At 55.1% G+C, this 24,254-nt stretch carries 20 protein-coding genes; 12 read left to right on the top strand and 8 right to left on the bottom strand.

The genetic code is table 11. The features are described 5' to 3' along the window. The first annotated feature begins 34 nt into the window (after positions 1-34). Positions 35-1,318 (top strand): Nramp family divalent metal transporter, encoded by a 1,284-nt coding sequence (locus HG66A1_RS30565; protein WP_145193177.1) that lies wholly within the window; start codon positions 35-37, stop codon positions 1,316-1,318. Between the two features lie 26 nt (positions 1,319-1,344). On the opposite strand, the gene HG66A1_RS30560 is transcribed toward HG66A1_RS30565, so the two are convergent. The 3 genes from HG66A1_RS30560 to HG66A1_RS30550 all read right to left on the bottom strand — a co-directional run bounded on the left by HG66A1_RS30560 (position 1,345) and on the right by HG66A1_RS30550 (position 5,040). Next, entirely contained in the window at positions 1,345-2,970 is a 1,626-nt protein-coding gene (locus HG66A1_RS30560; RefSeq protein ID WP_145193176.1) for a glycosyl hydrolase, read from the bottom strand. A 157-nt stretch (positions 2,971-3,127) separates the two neighbouring features. Further along, positions 3,128-4,387, bottom strand: a complete 1,260-nt coding sequence (locus tag HG66A1_RS30555; protein ID WP_145193175.1) for a glycosyltransferase — start codon at positions 4,385-4,387, stop codon at positions 3,128-3,130. Positions 4,388-4,650: 263 nt separating this feature from the next. After that, the gene (locus HG66A1_RS30550) at positions 4,651-5,040 is read right to left on the bottom strand and encodes a hypothetical protein (protein WP_145193174.1); all 390 of its coding nucleotides are present in this window, start codon (positions 5,038-5,040) and stop codon (positions 4,651-4,653) included. 231 nt (positions 5,041-5,271) lie between these two features. On the opposite strand from HG66A1_RS30550, the gene HG66A1_RS30545 reads away from it, so the two are divergent. From HG66A1_RS30545 to HG66A1_RS30520, 6 genes are all read left to right on the top strand, one after another. Continuing rightward, positions 5,272-6,084, top strand: coding sequence for a metallophosphoesterase (locus HG66A1_RS30545; protein WP_145193173.1), 813 nt, complete (start codon positions 5,272-5,274; stop codon positions 6,082-6,084). Positions 6,085-6,204: 120 nt separating this feature from the next. Next, complete coding sequence (locus HG66A1_RS30540; protein WP_145193171.1) at positions 6,205-6,729, top strand: hypothetical protein; 525 nt, start codon at positions 6,205-6,207, stop codon at positions 6,727-6,729. Between the two features lie 53 nt (positions 6,730-6,782). Then, the gene (locus HG66A1_RS30535; RefSeq protein WP_145193170.1) at positions 6,783-7,703 is read left to right on the top strand and encodes an ADP-ribosylglycohydrolase family protein; all 921 of its coding nucleotides are present in this window, start codon (positions 6,783-6,785) and stop codon (positions 7,701-7,703) included. 94 nt (positions 7,704-7,797) lie between these two features. Continuing rightward, the gene (locus HG66A1_RS30530) at positions 7,798-8,418 is read left to right on the top strand and encodes a hypothetical protein (protein WP_145193168.1); all 621 of its coding nucleotides are present in this window, start codon (positions 7,798-7,800) and stop codon (positions 8,416-8,418) included. A 16-nt stretch (positions 8,419-8,434) separates the two neighbouring features. Continuing rightward, on the top strand, positions 8,435-9,010 hold the full coding sequence (locus tag HG66A1_RS30525) for a hypothetical protein (RefSeq protein WP_197996889.1): 576 nt from the start codon (positions 8,435-8,437) through the stop codon (positions 9,008-9,010). Beyond that, positions 9,007-9,315 carry a hypothetical protein gene (locus tag HG66A1_RS30520; protein WP_145193166.1) on the top strand — a complete coding sequence of 103 codons (309 nt, stop codon included), beginning with the start codon at positions 9,007-9,009 and terminating at the stop codon, positions 9,313-9,315. The genes HG66A1_RS30525 and HG66A1_RS30520 overlap by 4 nt, the downstream gene beginning before the upstream one ends. 26 nt (positions 9,316-9,341) lie before the next feature. On the opposite strand, the gene HG66A1_RS30515 is transcribed toward HG66A1_RS30520, so the two are convergent. Then, entirely contained in the window at positions 9,342-9,860 is a 519-nt protein-coding gene (locus HG66A1_RS30515; RefSeq protein WP_145193164.1) for a hypothetical protein, read from the bottom strand. Positions 9,861-10,140: 280 nt separating this feature from the next. Further along, positions 10,141-11,361: a hypothetical protein gene (locus HG66A1_RS30510; RefSeq protein WP_197996888.1), complete on the bottom strand. Its 1,221-nt coding sequence runs from the start codon at positions 11,359-11,361 to the stop codon at positions 10,141-10,143. A gap of 277 nt (positions 11,362-11,638) precedes the next feature. Here HG66A1_RS30510 and HG66A1_RS30505 point away from each other — a divergent pair, with 277 nt between their 5' ends. Both HG66A1_RS30505 and HG66A1_RS30500 read left to right on the top strand, forming a co-directional pair. Then, complete coding sequence (locus tag HG66A1_RS30505; RefSeq protein ID WP_145193160.1) at positions 11,639-12,406, top strand: HpcH/HpaI aldolase family protein; 768 nt, start codon at positions 11,639-11,641, stop codon at positions 12,404-12,406. A 191-nt stretch (positions 12,407-12,597) separates the two neighbouring features. Then, positions 12,598-13,935 (top strand): IS630 family transposase, encoded by a 1,338-nt coding sequence (locus HG66A1_RS30500; protein ID WP_145193158.1) that lies wholly within the window; start codon positions 12,598-12,600, stop codon positions 13,933-13,935. A 753-nt stretch (positions 13,936-14,688) separates the two neighbouring features. On the opposite strand, the gene HG66A1_RS30495 is transcribed toward HG66A1_RS30500, so the two are convergent. After that, the gene (locus HG66A1_RS30495; protein WP_145193156.1) at positions 14,689-16,584 is read right to left on the bottom strand and encodes a carbon starvation protein A; all 1,896 of its coding nucleotides are present in this window, start codon (positions 16,582-16,584) and stop codon (positions 14,689-14,691) included. Between the two features lie 629 nt (positions 16,585-17,213). On the opposite strand from HG66A1_RS30495, the gene csrA reads away from it, so the two are divergent. Then, on the top strand, positions 17,214-17,444 hold the full coding sequence (csrA, locus tag HG66A1_RS30490; RefSeq protein WP_145045449.1) for a carbon storage regulator CsrA: 231 nt from the start codon (positions 17,214-17,216) through the stop codon (positions 17,442-17,444). A gap of 112 nt (positions 17,445-17,556) precedes the next feature. Here the strand turns inward: csrA and HG66A1_RS30485 are convergent, their stop codons facing one another. Both HG66A1_RS30485 and HG66A1_RS30480 read right to left on the bottom strand, forming a co-directional pair. Beyond that, entirely contained in the window at positions 17,557-18,243 is a 687-nt protein-coding gene (locus tag HG66A1_RS30485) for a class I SAM-dependent methyltransferase (protein ID WP_145193154.1), read from the bottom strand. A 100-nt stretch (positions 18,244-18,343) separates the two neighbouring features. Further along, entirely contained in the window at positions 18,344-20,881 is a 2,538-nt protein-coding gene (locus HG66A1_RS30480; RefSeq protein WP_145193152.1) for an ATP-dependent Clp protease ATP-binding subunit, read from the bottom strand. A 608-nt stretch (positions 20,882-21,489) separates the two neighbouring features. Here HG66A1_RS30480 and HG66A1_RS30475 point away from each other — a divergent pair. Next, entirely contained in the window at positions 21,490-23,052 is a 1,563-nt protein-coding gene (locus HG66A1_RS30475; RefSeq protein ID WP_145193150.1) for a thiamine phosphate synthase, read from the top strand. Between the two features lie 27 nt (positions 23,053-23,079). Then, complete coding sequence (locus HG66A1_RS30470; RefSeq protein ID WP_145193148.1) at positions 23,080-24,168, top strand: tRNA dihydrouridine synthase; 1,089 nt, start codon at positions 23,080-23,082, stop codon at positions 24,166-24,168. Positions 24,169-24,254: the final 86 nt, after the last annotated feature.

The following is a 24,254-nucleotide window of genomic DNA, read 5'->3' as shown; positions in this document are numbered from 1 at the left end:
TTCTTTCGGTTATTTAGAAAATACGGTATCTCCCATGAGCGAACAGCCTCCATCAAATCTGATCAAGCGCATTCTCGGCAGCCTGGGCCCGGCGATTATTACCGCCTCGGTGGTACTGGGGCCGGGCAGTATTCTGTCGGCTTCCAAGATCGGTCACACATACGCCTATCAGATGAACTGGGTGCTGGTGATTGCGGTCATCATGATGATTGCGATGACCGCGCTGTCGGCGCGACTGGGGATTCAACTGGACGGAACGATCTGTGATGAGCTGGCGAAGCGGGCGGGACGCCCTGTAGCCGCTGCAACGGGGATCATCCTGTTTCTGATCGCCGCCTGTTTTCAGTTCAGTAATAATCTGGGAGTACTCGCTGCGGTTGAGCCGTTTATGGGTTCGAGCAACGCAGACATCATGATCATTATTGCGATGAATATTTTCATCATTCTGGCGTTGTATGGTTTTAAACATCTGTATGCGATGATCGAAACCCTGATGAAGGTTCTGGTGGGGATCATGATTATCGCTTTCGCGATCAACCTGCTGATGGCGAAGCCCGACTGGGGGGCAGCGATCGCCGGGTTCATTCCTTCCCTGCCTGAATTCGATACAAGCAAAGTCAAATTCAGCGAAGTCATGACACCTGTCGTGGCGCTGTATGCAACGACATTCTCTGTGGCTGGGGCCTTCTATCAGTCGTACCTGGTGCGGCAGAAAGGCTGGACCCGCTATAACCTCAAACAGGGACTGATCGACTCCACTGTCGGGATCTGCGTGCTGGGGCTGATCACGATGATGGTGCTGATCACCGCCGCCAAGGTGCTGTATCAGAATCCCGATGTGAAAACACTGGGCTCCGTCGCGGATGTCGCCAAGAGTCTGGAACCCGGGTTCGGGACTTTCGGGGTGATCATTTTCTCGCTGGGGATTTTCGCCGGTGCTTTCAGTTCCTTCCTTGTGAACGCGATGATCGGCGGTTCGGTCCTGTCGGATGGCCTGGGCAAAGGTGGCTACATCGATGAGAAGTGGCCCAAGCTGTGTACCGTCGGTGCGTTGATGATGGGGATGGTCGTCGCCATTTACACCAAGACGATGGGACAGAGTCCCGTGGGGCTGATTATCTTCGCCCAGTCGCTGACCGTGCTGGGCATTCCGATGCTGGCCATCGCCATGCTCTGGCTGGCGACCCGTTCCGACATGACGGGCGAAAACGCGATTCCTTTCTGGATGAAGTTCCTGGGCTTTATCGGCCTGATCACTTCGCTCCTGCTCGCAGGACGCACCGCCTACAGTCTATATGAGAAGTTGTTCGGCGGTTAACGGAAACATCGCGTCAAGCTGATAGCTTACTGCAAAAGCGTTCCCGGTTCTTCGCCGTTGGTTCTCCAGCCGGTGGTCAGGTGATCGTCGGTCTGGGTGGGCGACTTGATGTGGTGCACTTCGAGATCGGAGACGTGCAACGAGGCCGTCTCCACGTAGAAGCCCAGCATTCCGCTGCTGAAGTTCGCATCGGCCAGTGAGAGAACCACGTGGTCATTGATACTGAGTTCGTGGTAGCTGCCGAACGAGATCATCTGCACTTCGACATCCTGCGGTTCACTGGCCCGCCAGAAACCATCCTGCAGCGATTCGAACTGCATCATGTGCTCGCCCGATCTGAGCGGCCCCGTTTTCCAGGCGCGGAACTGGCCGATCCCTTTCATCAGGTCCAGTGAAAGGTAATAACCGTCGTGCGTTTCGGGATCGATCCGGCACAGCAGTCCGCATTTGCCGGCCCCCTTCATTGTCAGACGGCACCGCATGCGAAAGCAGTTGATTTCCTCGTCGAACACAAAGCCCTGGAAGCCGGCCTGGCTGATCAGCTCGAGGGAATCGTCGAGCATGCAGAAGTAGGATTCATCCCGCGACCCTTTCAATGTGTGCAGGCAGCGGGAATCGAGTGTATCGACAATGCGTTCGATGATGCCTTCGTAGGTCTGGACTTTCAGCTGTCCGTTGCTCCGGCGTGTGAGTCGCTTGGGCGGAGGCAGGATGTTGTTCGTCATCCGGTCGTGGGGGTCGCGGACATAAAAGTTCCAGAGCAGCAGCCCCTTGTCGTCTCGACAGATGCGGCCGGCATAGTTCCCCTTGGCGAGCAGCACGTTGTCGTAATAGTTGCGCCAGGGTTGCTCAGGATCTGTGGTGTGCCAGTAGCGGATCTTGGCGTCTTCCCGCAGACTGCCGACGAGGTAGTAGTCGCCGTCGATGCGGAACAGGTTGGGAACTTCGATGTCGTCATACATCATCGGTGCATGCAGCGGCGGCAGTGCGCGGAAATGGTTGGGTTTGTATTCTTCCATCAGACCGACGCAGCCCCTGCGAACCAGCGGGCCTTCGTTGGTCCGTGCCGCCATCATCAGCCAGCCGCGGTCTTCCTCGTGAAAATAGAAGGGATCGCGGAAGCTGACCCAGTTGCGTTCTTCGTCTACCGAGGCCTCGTAGTATTCGGCATCCGGCTCCAGCGGAAAGCTGCTGTTGAGATCCTGTTTCGACTTAATGTTATTGGAGACTGAGCAGACCAGATTCGCTCGCGTCTGCTTGACGATCTCCGGGTCGTCGTGGCCGCGGAGATCTTCCCAGTGCACGTCCGCCTTTCGCCAGTGAAACAGGTCTTCGCTGAGTGCGAGCCCGATGCGTTGTTTCTTTCCCTGGTCGCGGCGGGAGAGGCCGGTATAAAACATCCGCCAGTGCCCAGGTTGATGCGGATCGGGGGTGACGTGCATCGTCCAGAGCATCAGGTCGTCCCAGCCTCCGGGATCGCCGATGAACAGCGCGTTGTCGACGCGCCGCCAGTTGAGTCCGTTATCGCTGATCGCATGCGCGATGAAGTCGTGATTGGGCAGCACCAGGTGAAACAGGTGATAGAGGCCTTCATGGTAGACGACATCGACGTCGCCGATACTTTTGCGGCTCCAGGCGGATTCAGAAAACATAGCAGGTCTTTACATCGGGAGACGGGCGCGCAAGGCAGCCTGAGATGGGATTAAGATCATTCAGTCCGCTCTATCTTACTCGCTGTCGACGCGCAGGATCAAGCAGGTGTTCCTGATTGAGACCTGGTGCACTGCACCGAAAAACGGAACATCTGTTTTAAATCGAAACGTGTTCCAGCTCGAGCAGAGAGGCATTCGCTTCGGGATGCCGATACGGTTCGTAATGCATGATCTGCACATTGAATGGATCGGTCACATGATACAGCACGCCGCGCCAGTCGATGGTGCGGGTCCGCATGGCTGCCAGTAACGCAGCCGCGAAAATGTAGACCGTGATTCCCAGGTAGCCCAGCGTGCGCAGCGGTTGACGCTGAAAATGCTCGCCGCGGGCTGTGACCGTCTTGTGAACCAGCAGACTGATGCGGAAGATCGCCACTGCGACACAGCCATTCGCGAAGAGCAATACTCCCGCGGAACTCGCTGCTGCCGTCAGATCCCCCTGCAGCATAAACAGGACACTGAGAACCAGCAACGCGGTCTGCGCGACAGCCGTCATCAGTCCCAGGCCGGCGACGAGCCACCAGTGTGGATGATAATAGCGGGCATTCACCAGCTGACGGGTCATGTAGCGAAAACAGGAATCAAAGGAGATCGATTCCCGGTTGACCATCGTCGTGGCAGGCACGAAAGCCACTCTGCGGCCCAGTTGATCGGCGATGACTTTCAGTCCCGTGTCATCCCAGAGCATACGGGAGAACGAATTGGTTAATTGCGGATGAGTGAAGATCTCCCGGCTGAGCGCGATTGAACCTCCCCAGGGAATATCCAGGGCCACCATCTGCATCATGGCTGCGGTGTTCCAGGCATGGCGGACCATGGTTCCCGGGTTGGCATGCCGCGGCGCATACCAGCGAATGCCCGAAGCGACCCCGACCTCGGGATCCTGCAGAGGAGAGACCAGTTCGCGGAGCCAGCTGCGATGGGGAATGACATCCGCATCGAGCCAGGCCAGGACTTCGATGTCATTATCCACTTCCCGGATGGCCTGCACCAGCGAGGCGTTCTTCAGGCCACAGACTCCATTGGAAACTTCGCGGATGCTGACGTCGCAATGGGGGTGCTCGTGTTCTGCCAGGTATTGGGTCACAAAAGCGAAAGCAGGATCATCAATGTGATCCACGACGATTTTCACCTGGTACGCAGGGTAATCCTGGTTCAGCAAACCCTGCAGGCAGTCGGCCAGAAACGGATCATTGCCCCGCAGAGACAAGACGACCGCAGCCGACGGTGTGTAACTGGAGTGGGATTTCTGAGCGAGGTGTGCCTGATACAGGCGGGCGACCCGCTGGCCCCAGTAAAGATTGAGCAGGGCAAAGCAAAGCAGACAGAAAACACTGATTGTCGCCAGTTCCAACATGAGATTCGCTCCTGGATTAAGGAAAATGCTCCGTCAATCCGCCGAATCGCTTACCTCCTGCCTGGGCGGCAAATGTCTTGTATATTATCTATCTTACTGATATTGCCCGTTTGATCAACAAAATTCTGGAAATCGAGTCGGGAGGGGAGAGAAAGGAGCCCCCGATTCCCATTGGAACGGTCGTGCCGGGGAGACGGCTGGGAAGCGGACCTGCTTAGCTGGTTTCGGAACTTCAGATTATGATTCAATATACAGCCACAACATCAGTCAGACTGCGACGCGGCCGGTTCTGCCTGGGGTGCGTCAGCCTGACTGCCCACGACAGGCTGTCGCACTTCACCGGCCACACTGACGGTCCCATGATCGACGATGATCTCCTGTCCGGGTTCCAGCATCCCATACGATTTGCCGTTCACCGAGAGCGCTTCGTTTTCGATGCGGACCTTCACGTCGCCACAGGTAAATTCATATGTCGCTTCATCGCCGAACGTGGCCTCCGTCGTGGTGGTCATCGTATCTCCCGGGCGGATGATGACATGATGCGAGCCCAGGTCTTCCTCTCGTTCCGCGTTAACGCTGAAGTTCACGGTACAGCCAGCGCTGCAAACCAGCAGGCACAGACAGACAATTAATAAATGGCAGTGAAGCTTCATGGGCGGGTCCGCGATGTTTCAGGGGGGGGAGTTAAAGTCTGATTCAGATTAGCAGAATGGCACCAGCGAAGCAAAAAGAAATTGTTCAACAGTGTGCAGCCTCAGAAGCTGACTGGAGTCGTTGAATGATTTCCGGTGCGTATTGCATACTATGATTGATGTCTCAAAAGAAGCAGGGACGGGGATCTATGTGCCACCGAACCTGAACCGGCTGTGGGTTGTCTGCTCGATATGAAAATTATAGATTTTTCCGCAACACTTCTCAAAGAAATTAAGTATCTCAACGCAGGTAGCCGCAGGAGTGGCTTCTATGAAGAACGTCTGCCGATTCATCATGCGCGGGTTGATGCGCTGCCTGTGGGACTGGATGCTGTCGTTGTCACCGCCGATCTGCAGGGCCGCGAGCGATTTCAGGAGTCGCCCGGCGGTCCGCCGCGTCTGCTGGGAGAAGCACTCCCCCTGCGCCTGGTTCAGGAAGTCCTGCCTGAGGTCGGAATTCACGATCCTTCGCGTGTCGCGGTCTTGCTGGCGGGGGACTTCTATACGGTCCCCGCGCTCGACAAACGGGGCGGCACCGGCGATGTGAGCGCCGTCTGGCGGGCCTTTGGCGATGAATTTGCCTGGGTGGCGGGAGTGGCCGGCAACCATGATACCTATGGCGAAAACAGTAAAGCCCGACCCCGCTTTCCCGTACATCTGCATTACCTGGATGGTGATTTCGTTGAACTCGATGGACTCCGCATCGGAGGAATTGGCGGGATCATCGGCAATCCGGAACGCCATCAGCGGCGCAGTGAAGAAGATTACCTGTTTGCCCTGGAACTGCTGCTGGAAGAACGGATTGACATCCTGCTGCTGCACGACGGCCCCCGCGGCCTGAATGCCCGGCAGCAGGGATCAGCCCGCGTGCGAGACCTGTTGAGTACGCGTCGCAGTCCCCTGGTCGTCCGCGGACATGCCCACTGGGATCAGCCGTTAATCGAATACGAAAACGGAACCCAGGTACTTAACGTCGATGCGCGAACCGTCATTCTCACGCATTGAGTTCCCCTTTGCGCTCGAGACTGGTTTAATCCGTCCCTGGTCCCGGTTCAGTCTGGTGACACCGTGAGATGATATTTTCATGTAATCTAAGGAAAGCCCGTCCGTCACGCGAATACGCACTTGACCGTCCGCTGTCGTGTCTCCATTCTAAACAGTGTGCCCGTTAATCGGCGTCAACTACCTCCACAGGTTGCCAGTGAAGTCGACCTGTTCAATGTCCGGGAATACCCACTCATGGATGATGCTCAGCTGCTGGAAGCCTTTGAAGCCTGCACCCTGCCCTCCGAGGAGTGGACGCACCGGGCGCATGTCCGGGTGGCTTATCTCTATGCCACGCGCTTTCCCTACCCGGAAGCACTGCTCCGCATGCGGGCCGGCATCAAAGCTTACAATAAAGCCACCAATACTCCCGAGGAACTGGAGCGAGGCTACCACGAGACCATCACGGTCGCCTTCATGCGGCTGGTCTGCCACGCCCTCCGCGAAGAGGGGCCATTCGAGTCGTCAGACGAATTCTGTAACACCTGTGCCCGCATGTTGAAGAAAGGGGTACTGCTCGACTACTATTCCAAAGAGCGGCTGATCTCCCTGGAAGCAAAGCACAATTTCGTCGAACCCGATCTGCAGTCGTTACCGGAGGTCTGATGCACTATGATGATCCACATCAGTCCTGCAATACACAACACGAGGAACACAACATGGAAGACCGTAGTCGAGGCACGCTGATCGGGCTGGCCGTAGGTGATGCGCTGGGGGCGGCGGTGGAGTTCCAGTCGCCGGGCAGCTTTCCGCCGGTGACCGGGTATCGCGGGGGTGGACCGCACCCGATTGAACCGGGTGCGTGGACCGACGACACCAGCATGGCACTCGCACTGGCCGACAGTATCGCGGACGTCGGCTGGGATCTGAACGACCAGGCCGAGCGCTACGTGCAATGGTGGAAGACGGGCCGCTATTCGGTCAACGGCCGCTGTTTTGATATCGGGATGACGATCCGCAGGGCCCTGGGGGAATTTTCCGTCAACGGGAATGCACTCACGTCGGGTGACTCGCATGAATACGCCAGCGGCAATGGTTCGATCATGCGACTGGCGCCGGTGCCCATGCGGTATGCGGAACTGTTCGAATCCGATCTGGCTGAGTTCTCCCGGCTGGCGGAAGAGTCGAGCCTGCCTACACATCCCAGTGAGCAATGCCGCGATGCCTGTCGCTACCTGGCCTGTGTGCTGGCAGCGTTGATCCGAGGAGAACCGCGGGACGATGTGCTCGCTGCAGACTGGCAGACGCTGCAGCAGTTAAACGCGATCAAGCCTCTGCATCCACTGGTACAGGAGATCGCAGACGGCAGCTTTCGACGCAGGCAGCCGCCAGAAATCGAAGGATCGGGCTGGGTCATCCGCAGCCTGGAAGCCGCCCTCTGGGCGTTTCACGACGCCGACTCGTTTGAAGAAGCGGTGCTGAAGGCCGTGAACCTGGGAGACGACGCCGACACAACAGGTGCGGTCTGCGGTCAACTGGCGGGGGCCTGTTGGGGAGAGTCGAATATTCCCTCCTCTCTGCGTGCCGGCCTGGTTCGTCGGGACATGCTGGAACTGGCGCTGACGAAGCTGCTGGAATAGCATGCCAGCGAACAAAATCTTTACTTCTCTACCCGCAACTGCCATGATGGCGTTTGTGTTTCTCAATCCTTTTCTTTTTGCGTGAGTAAGCCCGATGACCACTGACCCGGAATCAACGCCCGATGTTCTCTCTTTCTGGTTCTGGTTTGAAAACAACCTGCATCGCTTTGAACATCTGGAAGACCAGCAGGAAGTACTGCTGCCGGAACTGGGCGAACAACTGCAGGAGATCGACGAAGGTCTGACCTACGAAATCTCCATGCCCGATGAGGAGGGCGTGCGCGATCTGGTCATCAGTGCCGACGGAGTGAAAGAGGCATTTCCTGCAGTGATGCTGTTGATCGACAGTGCCCCCGATCTGCCCGGCTGGACGTTCACTCCCTTTCGACAACGAATGGATTTAGCGGGTTGTGCCCTGCAGTTCGGCGAGCAGGAACTGACGCCGGACGACTTCTACTTCTGGTTGCAGACCGAAGATGGTGCCATCGATCTGATCGTGTATGTCCCCGGTCTGACCGAAGACAACCGGGAAGCCATGATGGGCGCCAGCTTCGTTCTGCTGGACATGACCCTCGGCGAATTCGACGTGACGCTGAAGATCCGTTTTATCGATTTTCAACCACTGCCCGAGAACCCGGAAGCCGAAGACCTGCAGCCCCTCTCCGCACTACCGGACGAGTTCGATGCGCTGTTTGATGCTTTGAATCCGGAGTGAGACGTGGGAGATCCAGATGTATCGAAAAGTATTTCCGCGGTGCGAGGTAGAAGGGTCACTGGAACCGGTTGCTTTCAGTCACTTTGGAAGTACAGATCATATTCCACGAAAGTGCACGGAATGTGAAAATATGTTTGAAGGGGAATGTGTCCGGGCGATGGATCAGGTAGAGGACTACCTCTCTCTAGACTACGGCCCCTGCCGCAAATCGGGGCTTTGCAATCCCGTTCTCTTTGAAGATCAGTATATCAAAAGTAAGGTGTATGTTCCTGAGAAATGCAGAGACTGCTTCAATCTTAAATATCACGCGGTCTTTGGCTTTCGCTGTCATGAAGATGATCAGATCTGGGGACGCTATGGGAAGACACTGGACTGGGGTCACTGGTCACCCGATTTGCCGAACATCGGTCTGGAGTCCAGAAAAGAGGTGTCGATGGAATTACTGCAGGCGGTCAAAGACGAACAGGAAGTCGCTGCGATCCGCATCTACCAGGAACTCCATCCCGGCACCACGATTCGCGAAGCCCGGGATGCCTACGAGGAGTTGAAAGAAAAATTGCAACGCTACGGTGATGACGAGACAGAGGCATGACGCAGGCGGAATTGATTTCGTTTCTGGAGGGGCTGGGAGCCGACGTGGTTGTGCGCAGGTACAAGCCGGATGAACCAGAGACGATTGCTGTCCTGGTAGGACGTTTGCCGGAATCGGATTCTCCGGTACCGATCCCGGGGTGGGAAGACGCGGTTTATCTGCAGGAGGCAGCCGCTGGCTGGTCGATCAGATATATTCAGAGCGGACAGACCAGACCGCTACAGGACGAGGAACTGAAGTCGCTGCTGACCGAGTGGGTATGCGAACGGGACTACCGGCTGTTTGAGGATTATGAGCCGGAGTGATCTACTCTCTCTTTAGCTTGCAGGCTCTACGTCGATTCTTGAGATGAATCTACCTGGTCTGATGTGGCTTCCTTCAGCTTCATTTGAATGCCGCCGCCCAATTGCTGATAGAGCTGAAGTCTCTGTTTGTCCTGCAGAAAACCGATCAGACGTTGCAGTTGTGATTGCAATGCTTTCTCTTTCTCCGCTGCGCCTGCATCTTCGGCTGCCTGTAATTGTTCAATTTGCAGATAGGCGGCTCTTTTGAGCAGGGGGACCAGTAACAAAGATTCCTCTGAGAAAAAGTCGCGTTTCCACTGGGGTAACTCTTTAAATTCGTTCTCATTGATTTTCAGCGTTCGCAGAGAAGACGCATGAAGATTTTTTTCAATGTCTTCCCTGGCAAGCATTTGGATTGCCTGATCACTGTGTCCCGTTTCCTGCAGTTCCAGCGCAGCGTCCAACGGTACTGGATCACCCGCCCGCTGACAGCCTGCAGGGAGCAGGATTAAACTCAACAGGCTGAGCAGAATTCCTGTCAAATCAACACGGCATCTCGACGTCATGATCTTCCTTCATTATTGTTCTCGCAAATGCTGCAATGTATTTCTAACCAGTTTCATCGTATCAGAATCAGTGGGATGCACGTCTCTATTTTTCGAAGTCAGACACATTTTCTTTACATCGTCCTCCCCGCCCGGCATGATGGAGTGTGCGTCTTTCGAATGATCACTCTGTTCCTGCAGTCGAGGAAATACGGCTATGCTGGTGAAGAAACTGAAAGAGAAACTGGTTTGGGGCGAGACCGTGTATGGGTCGCTGTTTCCGCTATAACCCGTCATGGAATTAATTTCCGTTCACAACACGACTGCAATCCGGACTCCAGCCTGTGGTGATAAATCTTGGTTTTTTCCCCTGTCGGTTGATAGCCCAGATTGCCAGACCATGTGATTTGTCCGACTGAAATTTTTCACGTACGTCGTTTGGTGACAGATAGCGTGAGAATAGAATTTCTTTGCCGTCTGCAGTCCAGCAGATAGGACCGCGGAGTCCGTAGTCTGGATCGAAAATGACTTTAACCTCACCCGTATCCAGCGACAGGACAGCGATCTTTCCCAGCAGACGCATCATCCGCATGCGTCCCCATTCATCATCAGCTGCCAGATTCGAGGCGTACATGTTCTCCGGGTTATAAACAACCAATGCCAGACTCTTGCCATCAGGGGCGTAACGGGCCGAACTGATCACCAGATTTTCTGCAGAGAATGAAATTCTCTTCAGGATCTTTTTCTCTGATTGAGATGTTTTATCCTGGCTATCGGAATCTTGCGCAGGCGACGTCTCAGACAGAAGAAGTTCATACAGTTCACATCGTGAGTCATTGAGTTCTGCACCGTCGCTGGGGTGTGTAATCAACAATCGTTGCTGGTCTGGCGACCAGTCTTCCACAAGCCACGATCCCTCTTTTTCCATCACCTGTCTGGAATGTGAACCATCAATTCCTGCCACATAAATTCGACTTAGCTCGGCTTGATTTTTCTGACGGAAGCGGATCCGGGAGTCTGCAAAGTTCGTGGACCAGGCGATCTGTCTGCTGTCAGGTGACCAGGCAAAGAGTTCTGTGCAGTCAGGATTCAGAATGCGGGTCCATGTCCCCTGTAGATCTCCCACCCAGAGCATGGCACGCAGGTCACCCTGCCATTTTGAAAAAGGGTGACCTTCTTCATACACCCACGAAGCAAAGTATTTCCCATTGGGACTCTGTCGTGTCCAGTGTGGTGACCGGAACATGGTCACGCCTTTTGTGAATACGGGCTGGTCAGAAACGGGACCTCCCAATACGGGTGTGATCTGTGATCCATCGGGGTGCATCGTATACAGGACATTGTGCCCCGTACGATGGGAAAGGAACGTGATCAGAGGTTGGACCTTGGATTGATCTTCCTGTTGAGCCAATGCCAGGTCAGCGAAAAGACAGAACAGGATGAATACCAGAGCCACCTGAATCTGAGGGAATCGTCTTTGTGATGATCCAAGACTCAGCCACAGAGAAAACCATTTATTCATTGCTGTATCAGTTCCAGTTTGGGTTAACAATTCCTGGGAGATCTGAATTTCATACGACTGTCTGTATTGTATGCCCATCAAAGGTAGATGATAGAAAATGGCGAGTGAGTTTCAGATGTATTCGATGAGACCTTTCAGGTTAACTCCTTGACTTAGTTTGTACAGTTGTTTTCCACAAAACCTCGACATTTTCTTTACATGCAACTTTTCGCCCGGCATGATGGAGTGAACGTCTTTCGAATGATTACTCTGTTCCTGCAGTCGAGGAAATACGGTTATGCTGGTGAAGAAACTGAAAGAGAAACTGGTTCGGGGCGAGACCGTATATGGGTCGCTGTTTCAGCATGCGGTAGTGCCGGCGATGGTCGAGTCGATCCCCGACAACTCGCTCGATTTTGTGATCGTCACACCCGAGCATACCACGCTCGACCTCGCGGAGTTTCTGCCGCTGCGATATGCCCTGAAATCCAAAGGCATTGTCTGCCTGGCCCGCACGCACAGTCGCGACGCTGCAGATGTGGCCCGCGTTTGTGATACGTTTGACGGCGTGGTCGTGCCTTATGTTGAAACATACGAAGAGGCACAGCAGTTGGCGGCGGCGGCCGTCTATCGACCGTTGAAAGGGATTGTGCTGGAGAAAGCCCTGAAAGAGGGGAAGTTCGTCAATCAGAAGACGGCCGACTACATCGAGAAAAAGAACGAGAACACGCTGTTCATACCGATGATCGAATCGGTGCCCGGTATCGAGAACCTGGAACAGATCTGTTCGATACCCGGCGTGCACGCGGTCTTCGTCGGTCCCGGCGATCTGACGACCAACATGGGCATTCCCGGCGAGTACGACAACCCGGAACTCATCGCCGCGATCCAGAAAGTGATCGACGTCTCGAACGCACAACACGTCGCCGCAGGCTGCTGGTTCGGAACCACCCAGCAAGCCCTGCGCACAATCCGCCAGGGCGCCCGACTTGTCGTGTACGCCAACGATGGCCTGATGCTGACCCACGCGATGCAGACAGCGTTCGGGGAACTGCGCAAAGGGTGATCCTTATTTGGTCATGGCCTGCATGTGAGCGGAATGGCGCTAGTAACTCCGCTCTTAAGTTCGTTCTCACCAGAAAGAATATTTACGCCGTCTTCCTGTTTTTTGTAGACCACCAGATTACTGGTGACAAAAATGCTCTTCCGAGGTCTGATGAGGAATCTCACCTCACCCACCAGAACCAGGGAAGAGCAATGTCAGGCAAGGCTGCCCATATTGAATTGACGACGCGTATGTACGAGATTCTAACGCAACTGACTGAGAGTCGGAATGCCAGTCAGGCAATTATTGTTCGCGCCCGGATCATACTACTGGGCTTCGATCAACTGAAAAACCAGGAGATTGCCACTGCCGTCGATCGTTGCGCTAAAACAATCGGGATCTGGAGACGTCGCTGGCGTGACTCTTTTCAGGCACTGCTGCAGATGCAGTTCGACCTCAACCAGAGCGCCTTCCGACGGGCAATCATCGACACCCTCAGTGATGCGCCCCGCAGTGGATCGCCGGGACGTTTTACTGACGAGCAACTGACGGGGCTGATTGCTCTCGCCTGTAAAGATCCCCAGAACAGTGGTCGCCCGGTGACTTCCTGGACGGGAGCCGAGCTGGCTGATGAAGCACAACGACGCCAACTGGTCGATGCGATTTCCGCCAGCCATGTTAACCGTGTCCTGCGCGAAGTGACTCTGAAGCCGCATCGCAGCCGTTACTGGTGCAACACGACTGAACAGGATCCTGAAAAGTTTCAACGAGAGGTAGAGACAGTCTGTCGAACCTATCGGGAAGCACAGCAGTTAGCTGACGAGCAGCAAACGCACACGGTCTGCATTGATGAAATGACCAGCCTGCAGGCCAACGAACGGCGGGCTGAAACAAAACGGGCACGTCCCGGACAGCCGGCCAGAGAAGAGTTTCAATATACGCGACATGGTACCGTCTGCGTGACTGCCAACTGGCATGTGACCCAGGGGCAACTCCTGGCCACGACGATTACCGAAACACGTGACAATCATGACTTCGCCCGACACATCGCACAGACCATCTCCACTGATCCACAGGCGGGCTGGGTGTTCGTGGTCGATAATTTAAATACGCACTGCGGCGCGCCACTGGTCAAGCTGGTGGCAGAACAGTTGGGTATCGATCCTGACACCCTGGGAAAGGTCAAACGCGAAGGTGTGCTGAAAACGATGACCAGTCGGCGTGAGTTTCTGACCGACCCGGCACATCGCATTCGTTTTGTGTATCTGCCCAACCACAGTTCCTGGTTGAACCAGATCGAAATCGTGTTCGGCATCATCAAACGCCGCGCACTGCGTCGAGGCAGCTTCACTTCCAAACAGGATCTGATCGAGAAATTACAGCGGTTCATTGAATACTTCAACCAGCATCTGGCCCGACCCATGCGCTGGACGTATACCGGCCACCGCACACAGAAAAAACAGCAGGTCGAACGCCCCCGCACATGGAGAGAACTCAGGAAAACCAGGAAGCAATGGCAACAATTTGCTCTGGTGGGAAACTATTTGTAATCGGAGTTACTAGCGCTTTGCCGCTCTGTTTTTTGTGCTGGCTGATATGCAGCTTTTCCTGTTGGTGCCGATCTGTAGGATGAGTGCGCGCTCCTCTTGCATCAAGTGGGTAGTATCTTGATCAGCGCCGGTGGTGGGGGAGCGTGTTGCCGGTGCTGGTTTTTCTCTTGGTCAATTCCTGGGAAAGTTCGTCATGTGGAATAGGATTATTTCGATCGGCACGCAGGCGTCAAGCAGAATCCGGGGAGTGAAATGATAGTGAATTCCTTTGAGTTCACGGCGATTGTGCTCCGAAGTGCTCTGAGTATGCTCCGAAATGAGTTGAAAATGTACGAGACAGATCGAACCGGTGCCGTTTGTTTCGGTGAAAAACGCCAAAAATCGACGGCGATTCAGGTGCTTTTACGTGACTTGTGTCGCGTGTTCCGGTGCACGCATCGTCCGCCTCGCGCGCGAAGCACAATTGCGACACTTTACGATTCGGGAAGTGCGAATCAAGGTCAGTTTGTTCAGGAAAGTGCAGGCGAAGTTCAGTGCAGAAACTTAAGCGATGGGGATTTGTGGAGCGGGCGATGGACTCTCCAGAGAGAGTGTGAGATGCGATTTTTTGCTACGTTGATTCGATCACTGTCGGACGAGCCGACAGTGGCACCCCCTGCGTGGTTCAAATTACGTGCGTGCTCACCCGGGAAAGTAATTAACCGACGGGCGGAGCGCCCGTCGGCTAAGCAGGTTGTCTCGGGTTGGTTACGCTCAGTTCGAACCGCCGGCGGAGGTTGTAGCGACCGCGGGGCGGATTGTAGAGAGTTCCGGCAGCTGTTCTTCGAGGTGCCCCTTGGACTTGGACCAGACGAGCAGGCCTTCGATCATCATCCAGACCTGGAGGCCGATGACAGCGACACCGAAGAGGAACAGGTGCTGTTTTTCCGGGTTAAAGAACCAGCCGGTTTGGCCGTTGAACATGTTCCAGAGCATGGCCCAGGCGGGCATGATGAGCATGACGATCATGGGGACCAGGGCGAAGATGATGGGTTTGTTGCGACGACGGAGGTAGAAGACGATGACCATGAAGGCCAGGCCGGCGAGCAGCTGGTTGGTGGCACCGAAGAGGGGCCAGAGAATCAGGCCGCCACTACCGGGACCTGCCGTGGCGCTGGCGGGCATCATGGCGACCATGCCACCCAGGGCGACCGCCAATCCGGTGGCTGCGTATTTGTTGGTGAGCGGTTTGATGTGCACGGTCGCCGCGAGTTCCTGGATGACGTATCGCTGCAGACGCGTGGCGGTATCGAGGGTGGTGGCAGCGAAGCTGGCCACAAGGACGGCGATGATGCTGATGCCGAGCTTCATCGGGATGCCGATGGCACCCAGGAAGTTGGCACCTCCGTGAATGAAGGCACCGATTTTGTCTTTCAGGCCGAACGCGCCCCAGCCTTTGCTGGCGTCGTAACGGGTTTCCCAGGCAGCCAGTCCGGCCAGTTGGGTGTCGGTCCCTGTGGCGAGTGTGGGTTGATAGCTGTAGGCGGCTCCTTCTCCGACGCGGGTGAAATCACCCATGCCCACGCCGGCACAGCAGGCGAGGATCACGATGACAGCCAGGCCCCCTTCGAGGAGCATGGCACCGTAGCCGACGTACTGGGCGTCCATTTCGGATTCGACCTGTTTACTACTGGTACCGCTGCTGACCAGGCAGTGGAAACCGCTACAGGCACCGCAGGCGATGGTAATAAACAGGAAGGGCCAGATGGGCGGGGCATCGGCGGGGATGTTGGTGGCAACCGCGGGGGCGGAGCCGACGAGGTCTGCTTTTCCAGTAGCACCGGCGACCAGGGCTCCGATGAGCAGCAGTCCCAGCGCGAGAACCAACTGGTGGCTGTTGATGAAATCGCGCGGCTGGAGCAGCAGCCAGACCGGCATGACCGAAGCGACGGCACAATACGCCAGCAGGACGAAGGTCCAGAGAATGACCGCGTTGGGGAACGGTCCCATGTCGGGGATGCCGAACAGTGTGGCGATATTGATGGGCCAGTAGTAGGCACCCATGTAGATCGAAGCGTATACAACGACCAGCGCGACGAGCGAGGGGATGAGCAGTTCTGCATTCTGTTTATAGACCATCAGGCCGATCACAATGGCGATGGGCATAGTAATCCAGACGGGGATGACCGTCTCGGGATAGAGCGAGAAGATGATGGCAATCACCAGTCCGAAGATGGCAAGCACCACGGTCAAAGCGAGCAGCAGGATCAAGAGGAACAGGATACGGGTGCGGGGGGCAATCAGTCTGCCGGCCACTTCACCAACGGTTTGTCCCCGGTTGCGCAGCGACACCATCAGCGCACCGAAGTCGTGAACGGCGCCGACGAAAATAGACCCAAAGAGCACCCAGAGGAGTGCAGGCAGCCAGCCCCAGAAGACGGCAATCGCGGGACCAACGATGGGTCCGGTGCCGGCGATGCTGGTGAAGTGGTGGCCGAAGATGACTTCTTTTTTGGTGGGGACGAAGTCGATATCGTCACGCAGCTGTTTACTGGGAACTTCCGCATCTGCGTCGACGTTAAAGATTTTCTGGGAGAGCCACTTACCATAGGTGTGGTAAGCGATGATGTAACCGATAAAGGCTCCCGCAGCAATCAACAGTGTGGCCATTGGTCATTTACTCCAGCGTTTGTCCCGAAAGTGGGGGTCAGGACCGGACTTGATCCGGAAGGTCTGCTTAATCAGAGGGTGAAACACGAGGCAGGTTCTGATTTTCGCCGCAGTAAATCAAGGTGGGATGCGATGTGCGTCAAATCAGAGCGCTACCTACAAGGTTATACATCTGCCGGGGAATTGGCAATTCAGATTAGCCCCTTGAGGTCCTGTTTATATTCGCATGTGTTCATAATTTCATTATTAATCGCCAGCAGGGCGTTAAAATCGTTACAGGCGGTACGGTTGGGCTATCCGGCAGAGCGGTATGCATCTTTTCTTAATGTGCTCATTTATCCTATCTTAAAAGGAATCTTCTCTGTGGAAAGGTCGATGTAGTTAGTACCCCCGCGGAACTCATTACTCAGATGCAGGGATGTGGGTCATTGCCGGATCGGGAGTTTCGTGCAGGAACCGCACGGTTCTCCAAGATGGAGTCCCTTCCGACCGGACTGAATTGTTTTTACTTACTTACGAAATGACAACAGGTGACAAGCTTTTAGTCAAATCGATAAGAGGTTTGTCGCCTCTTCAGATATCACCTCATTGGCCCAGAAAAAATAAGATCTACGGAAGGAGTTACTACGATGCTTGTATTGTCGAGACAACGCGACGAGAGCATCATCATCGGTGACAATATTGTCATTACTATTGTCGATATCCGGGGTGATAAAGTACGGTTAGGAATCCAGGCCCCTACAGAAATTCCAGTACACCGTCAGGAAGTGTATGATGCGATTCAGCGTGAAAACGCGATGAAAGAAGCGGAAGCGCAGCGTACCCCATCTCAGTCGCCATCCAAGAATGCCAGCGAGTGATCGGCTTTGAACAAAGACGTTCGCCAGGCGGATCAGGGATTGATTTCAATTAAAGACTAATTGAAAACGCCACAGGGGAAAGACTGATACGAAGTCAGTCTTTCCCCTGTTTTTATGTTTGCGCGAGTCGATGCGAGACGGTCCAGTGCCGATCGGAGGTCAACTGTGCTGCTTCAGGGGGCAGGCCGCAGGTCTGCAGCAGATCCCGAATTTCTGAGAGGGTGAGGGCTGCGTGCAGGGAGTCGGTCAGCATCTGACGCTGATGCGGTGTGTCATTCGCGGCATACTGTCTGACGAGCGATTCGAGATCGTCCAGCGAGTCGGGTCGGGCAAGATCGCGGAGAAACAGGAAGCCACCCGGTTTGATCACACGCAGCATTTCCTGCAGGATGGGCAACGGATCCGCGATGTGATGAATCAGGCTGTTGGCGATGACGCCGTCCACGAAGCTATCTGGGCAGGGTAGCTGTCTGGCGTCAGCGAGTTCCAGTGAGATGCGGTTGGAGAGTTCCGCGCTGCGCAGGTTGTTTGTGGCGACTTTGAGCATTTCCGTGGCGAGGTCGGCTGCGATGATCTGAACCTGCGCGTTACGCTGACAGATTTCTATGGGGATTAGCGCGGTCCCGGTGCCGGGGTCGAGCAGTGTGAGCGGCTGCGAGCTATCTAATTCCGAATCCGCGATGAGTGAGAGGATTTCATCCGCGAAGCGCCGATTGACTTCGCGATTGTCCATGGTGTTGTAGCCGAGGGCCTCTTCGCGGGTGTCCATGACTTCGGGTTCGAGTCGTCGGGAAAGCATGGTCCAGCTCCTTCCGGTTGAATGCAGATACAAAAAGAGCCCTCACCGTGATAGTGAGGGCTCTGAAATTTTATCTCAAGCGTTATTCAAAAAGTGAAGTTTAACCTTCGCCTTCTGAAGAACCGCCTTCGCTGGAACCGACGGTTGCCAGCTCTTCGGTTTCGGCTTCGTAAGAACCTTCGAACTCGAGCCGTTTTTCATCGCCGACTTCAGCGACGGTAACCAGCACTTTGTTCTTGCCTTCAAAGGCACCCCGCAGCAGTTCTTCTGCCAGCGGGTCTTCGATGTAGCGTTCGACCGAACGACGCAGCGGACGTGCACCGTAGTCGAGTTCGCCCCCTTCGGAGCCTTTGTCGATGATGAACTCGCGGGTCTGGTCGGTCAGTTCCAGGACTACGCCCTGTTCTTTCAGACGTTTGCGAACCTTGGCCAGTTCAATGTCGACGATCTGCTTGAGTTCTTCGCGGGTCAGTTTCCGGAAGACGACGACTTCGTCGAGACGTCCCAGGAATTCCGGTTTGAACTCTTTCTGCAGGTCGTGCATCAGATTTCGTTTCATGGCATCGTAGCTGGTGTCATCGTCGGCTTTGCGGAACCCGAAGGCATCTCCGTGAGCCATACCCTGAGCACCGGCGTTGGTGGTCATAATAAGAACGACGTTCTTGAAGTCGACCTTGCGACCGAAGCTGTCGGTCAGGTGGCCTTCTTCCATGATCTGCAGGAGCATGTTGAAGACGTCGGGGTGTGCTTTTTCGATTTCGTCAAGCAGCACAACCGCGTATGGACGACGCCGAATCTTTTCGGTCAGCTGACCCCCTTCTTCGAAACCGACATATCCCGGAGGAGCACCGATCAGACGGCTGACGTTGTGCTTCTCCATGTATTCACTCATGTCGATCTGAATCAGAGCGTTTTCGTCGCCGAACATGAACTCAGCCAGCGTCTTGGCCAGCAGGGTTTTACCAACCCCGGTCGGTCCGGAGAAGAGGAAGGCCCCCATCGGCCGTTTGGGATCTTTCAGACCACTGCGGCTGCGGCGGACGGCCTTGGAAACCTGCTTGATAGCTTCGTCCTGGCTGATGACGCGTCTGTGCAGTTCGTCTTCCATGTTGAGCAGACGCACGGTGTCTTCGCTGGAGAGCCGGGTCAGCGGAACGCCGGTAATCTTGGCGACCACTTCTGCAACGACTTCCGCATCGACGACGCCGTCGACTTCTTTGGATTTTTCACGCCATTCCTGGGTCAGGGTCTCTTTCCGTTTCTTCAGCTTGTCAGCCTGATCACGCAGATTGGCTGCCAGTTCGAAGTCCTGGTTAGCGACCGCTTCTTCCTTGGACTGGTTGAGGCGTTCTGATTCTTCTTCGAGTTCTTTGAGGTCGGGAGGCCGCACCATTGATTTCAGACGGATCCGGGCACCCGCTTCGTCGATCACGTCGATCGCTTTGTCGGGCAGACAACGGCCGGTGATGTAACGTGAAGAGAGTTCGACGGCTTTTTCGAGCGCGTCGTCGGTAATCTGTACCTTGTGATGCTCTTCGTAGCGTTCCCGCAGACCACGCAGAATTTCAACGGTCTGTTCGTCTGTGGGAGGTTCGACCATCACGTTCTGGAAGCGACGTTCCAGGGCGCTGTCTTTCTCGATGTATTTACGGTATTCGTCCAGGGTGGTGGCACCAATACACTGCAGTTCGCCACGACTCAAGGCGGGCTTCAGTACGTTAGAAGCGTCGATCGCTCCTTCAGCACCACCGGCGCCAACGAGGGTGTGCAACTCGTCGATGAACAGAATCGTATTCTTGGCACGACGGACTTCGTTCATGACGGCTTTGATGCGTTCTTCGAACTGACCGCGGTACTTGGTGCCGGCGACCATCATGGCGAGGTCGAGTACGACGATGCGACGATCGCGGAGCAGGTCGGGAACTTCGCCGTCGACGACCATCTGGGCGAACCCTTCGACGATCGCGGTTTTACCAACGCCTGCTTCACCCAGCAGAACGGGGTTGTTTTTCTGACGACGGCAGAGGATCTGGATGACGCGTTCGATTTCTTTGGAACGGCCGATGACCGGATCGAGCTTCTTCTGCTTGGCCAGTTCGGTCAGGTCGCGACCAAAGCTGTCCAGAGCGGGAGTCTTGCTCTTGCCGGCTTTCTGGCTGCCGGTACCAGGAGTCCGTTCGCCAGCCTCACCCCCTTCCAGGCCGTGACCCAGCAGGTTGAGAACTTCTTCGCGGACTTCTTCCAGTTTCAGACCCAGGTTCATCAGGACCTGAGCGGCGACGCCGTCCTGTTCACGCAGCAGGCCGAGCAGCAGGTGCTCTGTACCTACGTAGTTGTGATTCAGGTTGCGGGCCTCTTCCATCGCGTATTCGATGACTTTCTTCGCGCGGGGCGTCTGGGGGAGTTTGCCCATGGTAACCATGTCTGGTCCGGACTGGACAATCTTCTCAACTTCCAGACGGATCTTGCGCAGATCCACATCCAGATTTTTCAATACATTGGCTGCGACTCCTGAGCCTTCCTTGACTAAACCCAGAAGGATATGTTCGGTCCCGATATATTCGTGATTGAACCGCTGGGCCTCCTGATTGGCCAGCTGCATCACTTTTCGAGCTCGATCTGTAAACCGCTCGTACATAACTCGTTTCTCCTATGGCCCAGTACCATTGCGGGCGCTGTTGGATGAACACTGACTCCCCTGACTGGAAACCGGCGGGTTCAGTCGCAGGGAGCATTTCTCCCAAACTATAATGCTAATTCGATTGTTTCTTGTCTTTTAAAATTCAAAAACGCTGTTTATTTAACCCGAACGGCGTTAAACAACAAACAACGCACTGAATGGATTCGTTGCTGACAGTGATTCAGGAATGGTTCCCTGAGAATAATACGTCACTCACAAAAAAACGTCGAGGAATTTCCCCAAACTACTGTCAGTTCATCATAGGAAGTAACTGAATAATCACAACTTACTAAAATAAGCTGTCTATCTTAACACGTCGACTTTCAGCGGGTGTCACATTGGAAATACCCCCTCTCTTCCCTGATGAGGGTTAACGGAGTTTTTCATAGTACGAAACCTGCAAAATCCGCAAATTCGACAGGTCCGGTAAAGTTAATTCTAGTACCCATACCCAAATGTAGCAAGATAAGCATTCAATCGGTTAAGCTAAATAAGTTACGATTGCCTGTTGGGACGTCTTTCGAAGTCTACTTACCTCTCCCGTTTTGAGAAAATACCTGAGACCGATGCAACATTTACTTACCGCCGGCGCACAGCGTGCCCTGGCGCTGGCAGAACTGATCGCCAATAATTCAAATGATCAGGTAACGAATCCCCGGCATTTGCTGGCGGCTCTGGCACATGAGGAATCCCGGGCTGCCGAGATTCTGCAGTCGCATGGAATCGTGCAAAACCTGATATTGCAGGAATTTGAACTGACCCTGCCGGACTCAGAGGCCAAATCCGATCTGTTCATGACAGAAGTTCCCTTGGAACTCTCCCAGGCCCTGTTTCGGTTTCCTCAGTTAAAGGACGTTCTCAATCGAGCGCTGGAACAGGCCAGTCAGACCAGTCTGCCGGTCGAAATCGGCAGCGAGCATCTGTTGTGGGGCGTCTTGAAGACCGAAGGACCTCACACGGATTGGCTGGTGAATCAGGGGGCCATTTCTTCGGATTCGCTGGCAGCATCATTTCAGGGCGAACATCAGCAGGCAGGCGATCCGATCGATGTCGATTTCGCTTTTCGCACGGTCCCCGCGACTGTCTGCGATCAGACGAATACATTCCGCACCATCGATGCCGCCGCGAATCGTCTGCGGGAAGGACTGCGGGTGGTCGAAGACTTTCTGCGATTCGCGCTGGACGATGCTCATCTGACGAGATTGCTGAAAACCACCCGGCATCAGTTGACCGAAGCACTGCAGTTCATCGGCCAGGACTCCCTGATCGCCAGCCGCGATACGCTCAACGATGTGGGAACCGCCATCAGTTCGACTTCCGAGTTTGACCGCCCTTCCCTGGAACACCTGGTTCAGGCCAACCTCAAGCGGGTGCAGGAAGCAGCACGGACGCTGGAAGAGTTCGGGAAACTGATCTCCGTAGAGGCAGCCGCTATCTTTAAACAGATGCGGTACTCACTTTATACTCTGGAAAAGAGCGTGCTGACCTGTGTCTCGAGCCAACACCGGCTTGAGGACTGTCAGCTCTATCTGCTGGCGACAGAATCGATGTGTCATCATGGTTGCGGACCTGCAATTCGTGAGGCTGTCGCAGCCGGTGTCCGCATCGTGCAGATCCGCGAAAAAGAAATGTCAGATCGTCAACTGCTCGAGCATGGCAGGCGGGCCCGGGAATGGACGCGGGAAGCAGGAGCCATTCTGATCATGAATGACCGTCCGGATCTTGCGGTAGCAATAGACGCTGATGGCGTGCATGTGGGACAGGACGAACTGCCGGTGCGTGAAGTCAGACAGATCGTCGGTTCCCGTCGCCTGATTGGTGTCTCGACGCATAATATCGAACAGGCACGACAGGCCGTGCTGGATGGAGCCGACTACATCGGCGTCGGCCCTACCTTTACCACGGCTACAAAACAATTTGCCAAAGAAGAGTATGCGGGACTGGATTTCGTAAAGCAGGTTGCTGCCGAGATCACCCTGCCCTGGTTTGCGATCGGCGGCATTAACGCAGAGAACCTTCCGGAAGTTCTGCAGGCCGGAGCGACGCGTGTTGCCGTCAGTGGTGTGATCTGCAGGCATGAGCAGCCGGGGCAGATCACACGCGCATTATTAGACCAGTTTACCCGTTGATTATTCTGTGAAAGTACAAAGCTGAAAATGACGTCTGAAACGAAAATAAAACCGGTCAGCCTGGGGCCTTACCAGCTCAAATCTCCCCTGTGTCAGGCGGCATTGAGTGGCTACAGCGATTATCCGATGCGCGTGATTGCGGCGCGCCTGGGGGCGGCTTATACACTCTGTGAAGTGATGATTGACCGCTTGATTAATCAGACACGTCAGGGGAAACAGCTCTCGATGATGTACTGTCATCCGGATGAATTTCCGGTGGGCGGACAGTTGATGGGCTCCGAGCCGGAAGAGTTCGGGCCTGCGGCACAGAAACTCGTTGACGCCGGCTTTCATGTGATTGATATCAACTTTGGCTGCCCGGTGAAAAAAGTAATGAGCCGCTGTCGGGGTGGCTATCATCTGGGACAGCCTGAAGTGGCGCTGGAGATTATTTCCCGGGTCCGGGATACCGTCCCCGACTCGATTCCGGTGACACTTAAAATGCGACGTGGCATTGATGACAGTTCTGCATCGGAAGAAAACTTCTTTCGTATCTTTGAAGGTGCCTACGCGCGGGGACTGGCGGCGATCACCGTGCATGGCCGCACGGTCGAACAAAAATATGTCGGCTCCAGCAAGTGGGAATTTCTCAGACAGGTCAAGCAACAGGCGGGCGACAGAATTGTGGTGGGCAGTGGCGACCTCTTCTCTCCCCAGGCCTGCCTGGATATGCTCCGTGTGACCGGAGTGGACGGCGTTTCGATTGCCCGGGGTGCCATCGGGAATCCCTGGATCTTTCAACAGACCGAACGCCTGCTGCGGGGGGAATCGATTACGCCTCCCGATGTTCATGAACAGCGGACCGTAATCGCAGAGCATTTTGCACTCGCTCGTGAATTCTACGGCGAGAAAAAAGTCTGCAACACGATGCGCAAGTTTGGCATCTTCTATTCGGAGCTGCATCCGCAGCGCAAAGCAGTCCGCGATGCGTTTATCGCCGTCAAAACTTCAGACCAGTGGCTGAACGTTCTGGAACAATGGTATCGAAACAATGCGCCGGGTTGCTTTCCCCCGGTTGAAGCGCCGAACCCGCTCTCGCTGGAGGCGGTTGCTGCAGCCAGCGGTGAGGCACACTGATCCAGAACATGCTGGCAGGATGCTTTCCGCAGCGACCTTTCGCGAATGATTTCTTTCCGGTTGTGCAGAGGATTCTGCCTGGGGCG

This window comes from Gimesia chilikensis (assembly GCF_007744075.1).
Classification (GTDB): domain Bacteria; phylum Planctomycetota; class Planctomycetia; order Planctomycetales; family Planctomycetaceae; genus Gimesia; species Gimesia chilikensis_A.
Note: the sequence above shows the minus strand (reverse complement) of the source record. Positions and strands in the feature narration are given on the sequence as shown.

Bases quoted from the DNA above. Each gene is read 5' to 3' on its own strand.
- HG66A1_RS30565 (WP_145193177.1), top strand. From the start codon at position 35: ATGAGCGAACAGCCTCCATCAAATCTGATCAAGCGCATTCTCGGCAGC.
- HG66A1_RS30560 (WP_145193176.1), bottom strand. From the start codon at position 2,970: ATGTTTTCTGAATCCGCCTGGAGCCGCAAAAGTATCGGCGACGTCGAT.
- HG66A1_RS30555 (WP_145193175.1), bottom strand. From the start codon at position 4,387: ATGTTGGAACTGGCGACAATCAGTGTTTTCTGTCTGCTTTGCTTTGCC.
- HG66A1_RS30550 (WP_145193174.1), bottom strand. From the start codon at position 5,040: ATGAAGCTTCACTGCCATTTATTAATTGTCTGTCTGTGCCTGCTGGTT.
- HG66A1_RS30545 (WP_145193173.1), top strand. From the start codon at position 5,272: ATGAAAATTATAGATTTTTCCGCAACACTTCTCAAAGAAATTAAGTAT.
- HG66A1_RS30535 (WP_145193170.1), top strand. From the start codon at position 6,783: ATGGAAGACCGTAGTCGAGGCACGCTGATCGGGCTGGCCGTAGGTGAT.
- HG66A1_RS30530 (WP_145193168.1), top strand. From the start codon at position 7,798: ATGACCACTGACCCGGAATCAACGCCCGATGTTCTCTCTTTCTGGTTC.
- HG66A1_RS30525 (WP_197996889.1), top strand. From the start codon at position 8,435: ATGTATCGAAAAGTATTTCCGCGGTGCGAGGTAGAAGGGTCACTGGAA.
- HG66A1_RS30520 (WP_145193166.1), top strand. From the start codon at position 9,007: ATGACGCAGGCGGAATTGATTTCGTTTCTGGAGGGGCTGGGAGCCGAC.
- HG66A1_RS30515 (WP_145193164.1), bottom strand. From the start codon at position 9,860: ATGACGTCGAGATGCCGTGTTGATTTGACAGGAATTCTGCTCAGCCTG.
- HG66A1_RS30510 (WP_197996888.1), bottom strand. From the start codon at position 11,361: ATGAATAAATGGTTTTCTCTGTGGCTGAGTCTTGGATCATCACAAAGA.
- HG66A1_RS30505 (WP_145193160.1), top strand. From the start codon at position 11,639: ATGCTGGTGAAGAAACTGAAAGAGAAACTGGTTCGGGGCGAGACCGTA.
- HG66A1_RS30500 (WP_145193158.1), top strand. From the start codon at position 12,598: ATGTCAGGCAAGGCTGCCCATATTGAATTGACGACGCGTATGTACGAG.
- HG66A1_RS30495 (WP_145193156.1), bottom strand. From the start codon at position 16,584: ATGGCCACACTGTTGATTGCTGCGGGAGCCTTTATCGGTTACATCATC.
- csrA (WP_145045449.1), top strand. From the start codon at position 17,214: ATGCTTGTATTGTCGAGACAACGCGACGAGAGCATCATCATCGGTGAC.
- HG66A1_RS30485 (WP_145193154.1), bottom strand. From the start codon at position 18,243: ATGCTTTCCCGACGACTCGAACCCGAAGTCATGGACACCCGCGAAGAG.
- HG66A1_RS30480 (WP_145193152.1), bottom strand. From the start codon at position 20,881: ATGTACGAGCGGTTTACAGATCGAGCTCGAAAAGTGATGCAGCTGGCC.
- HG66A1_RS30475 (WP_145193150.1), top strand. From the start codon at position 21,490: ATGCAACATTTACTTACCGCCGGCGCACAGCGTGCCCTGGCGCTGGCA.
- HG66A1_RS30470 (WP_145193148.1), top strand. From the start codon at position 23,080: ATGACGTCTGAAACGAAAATAAAACCGGTCAGCCTGGGGCCTTACCAG.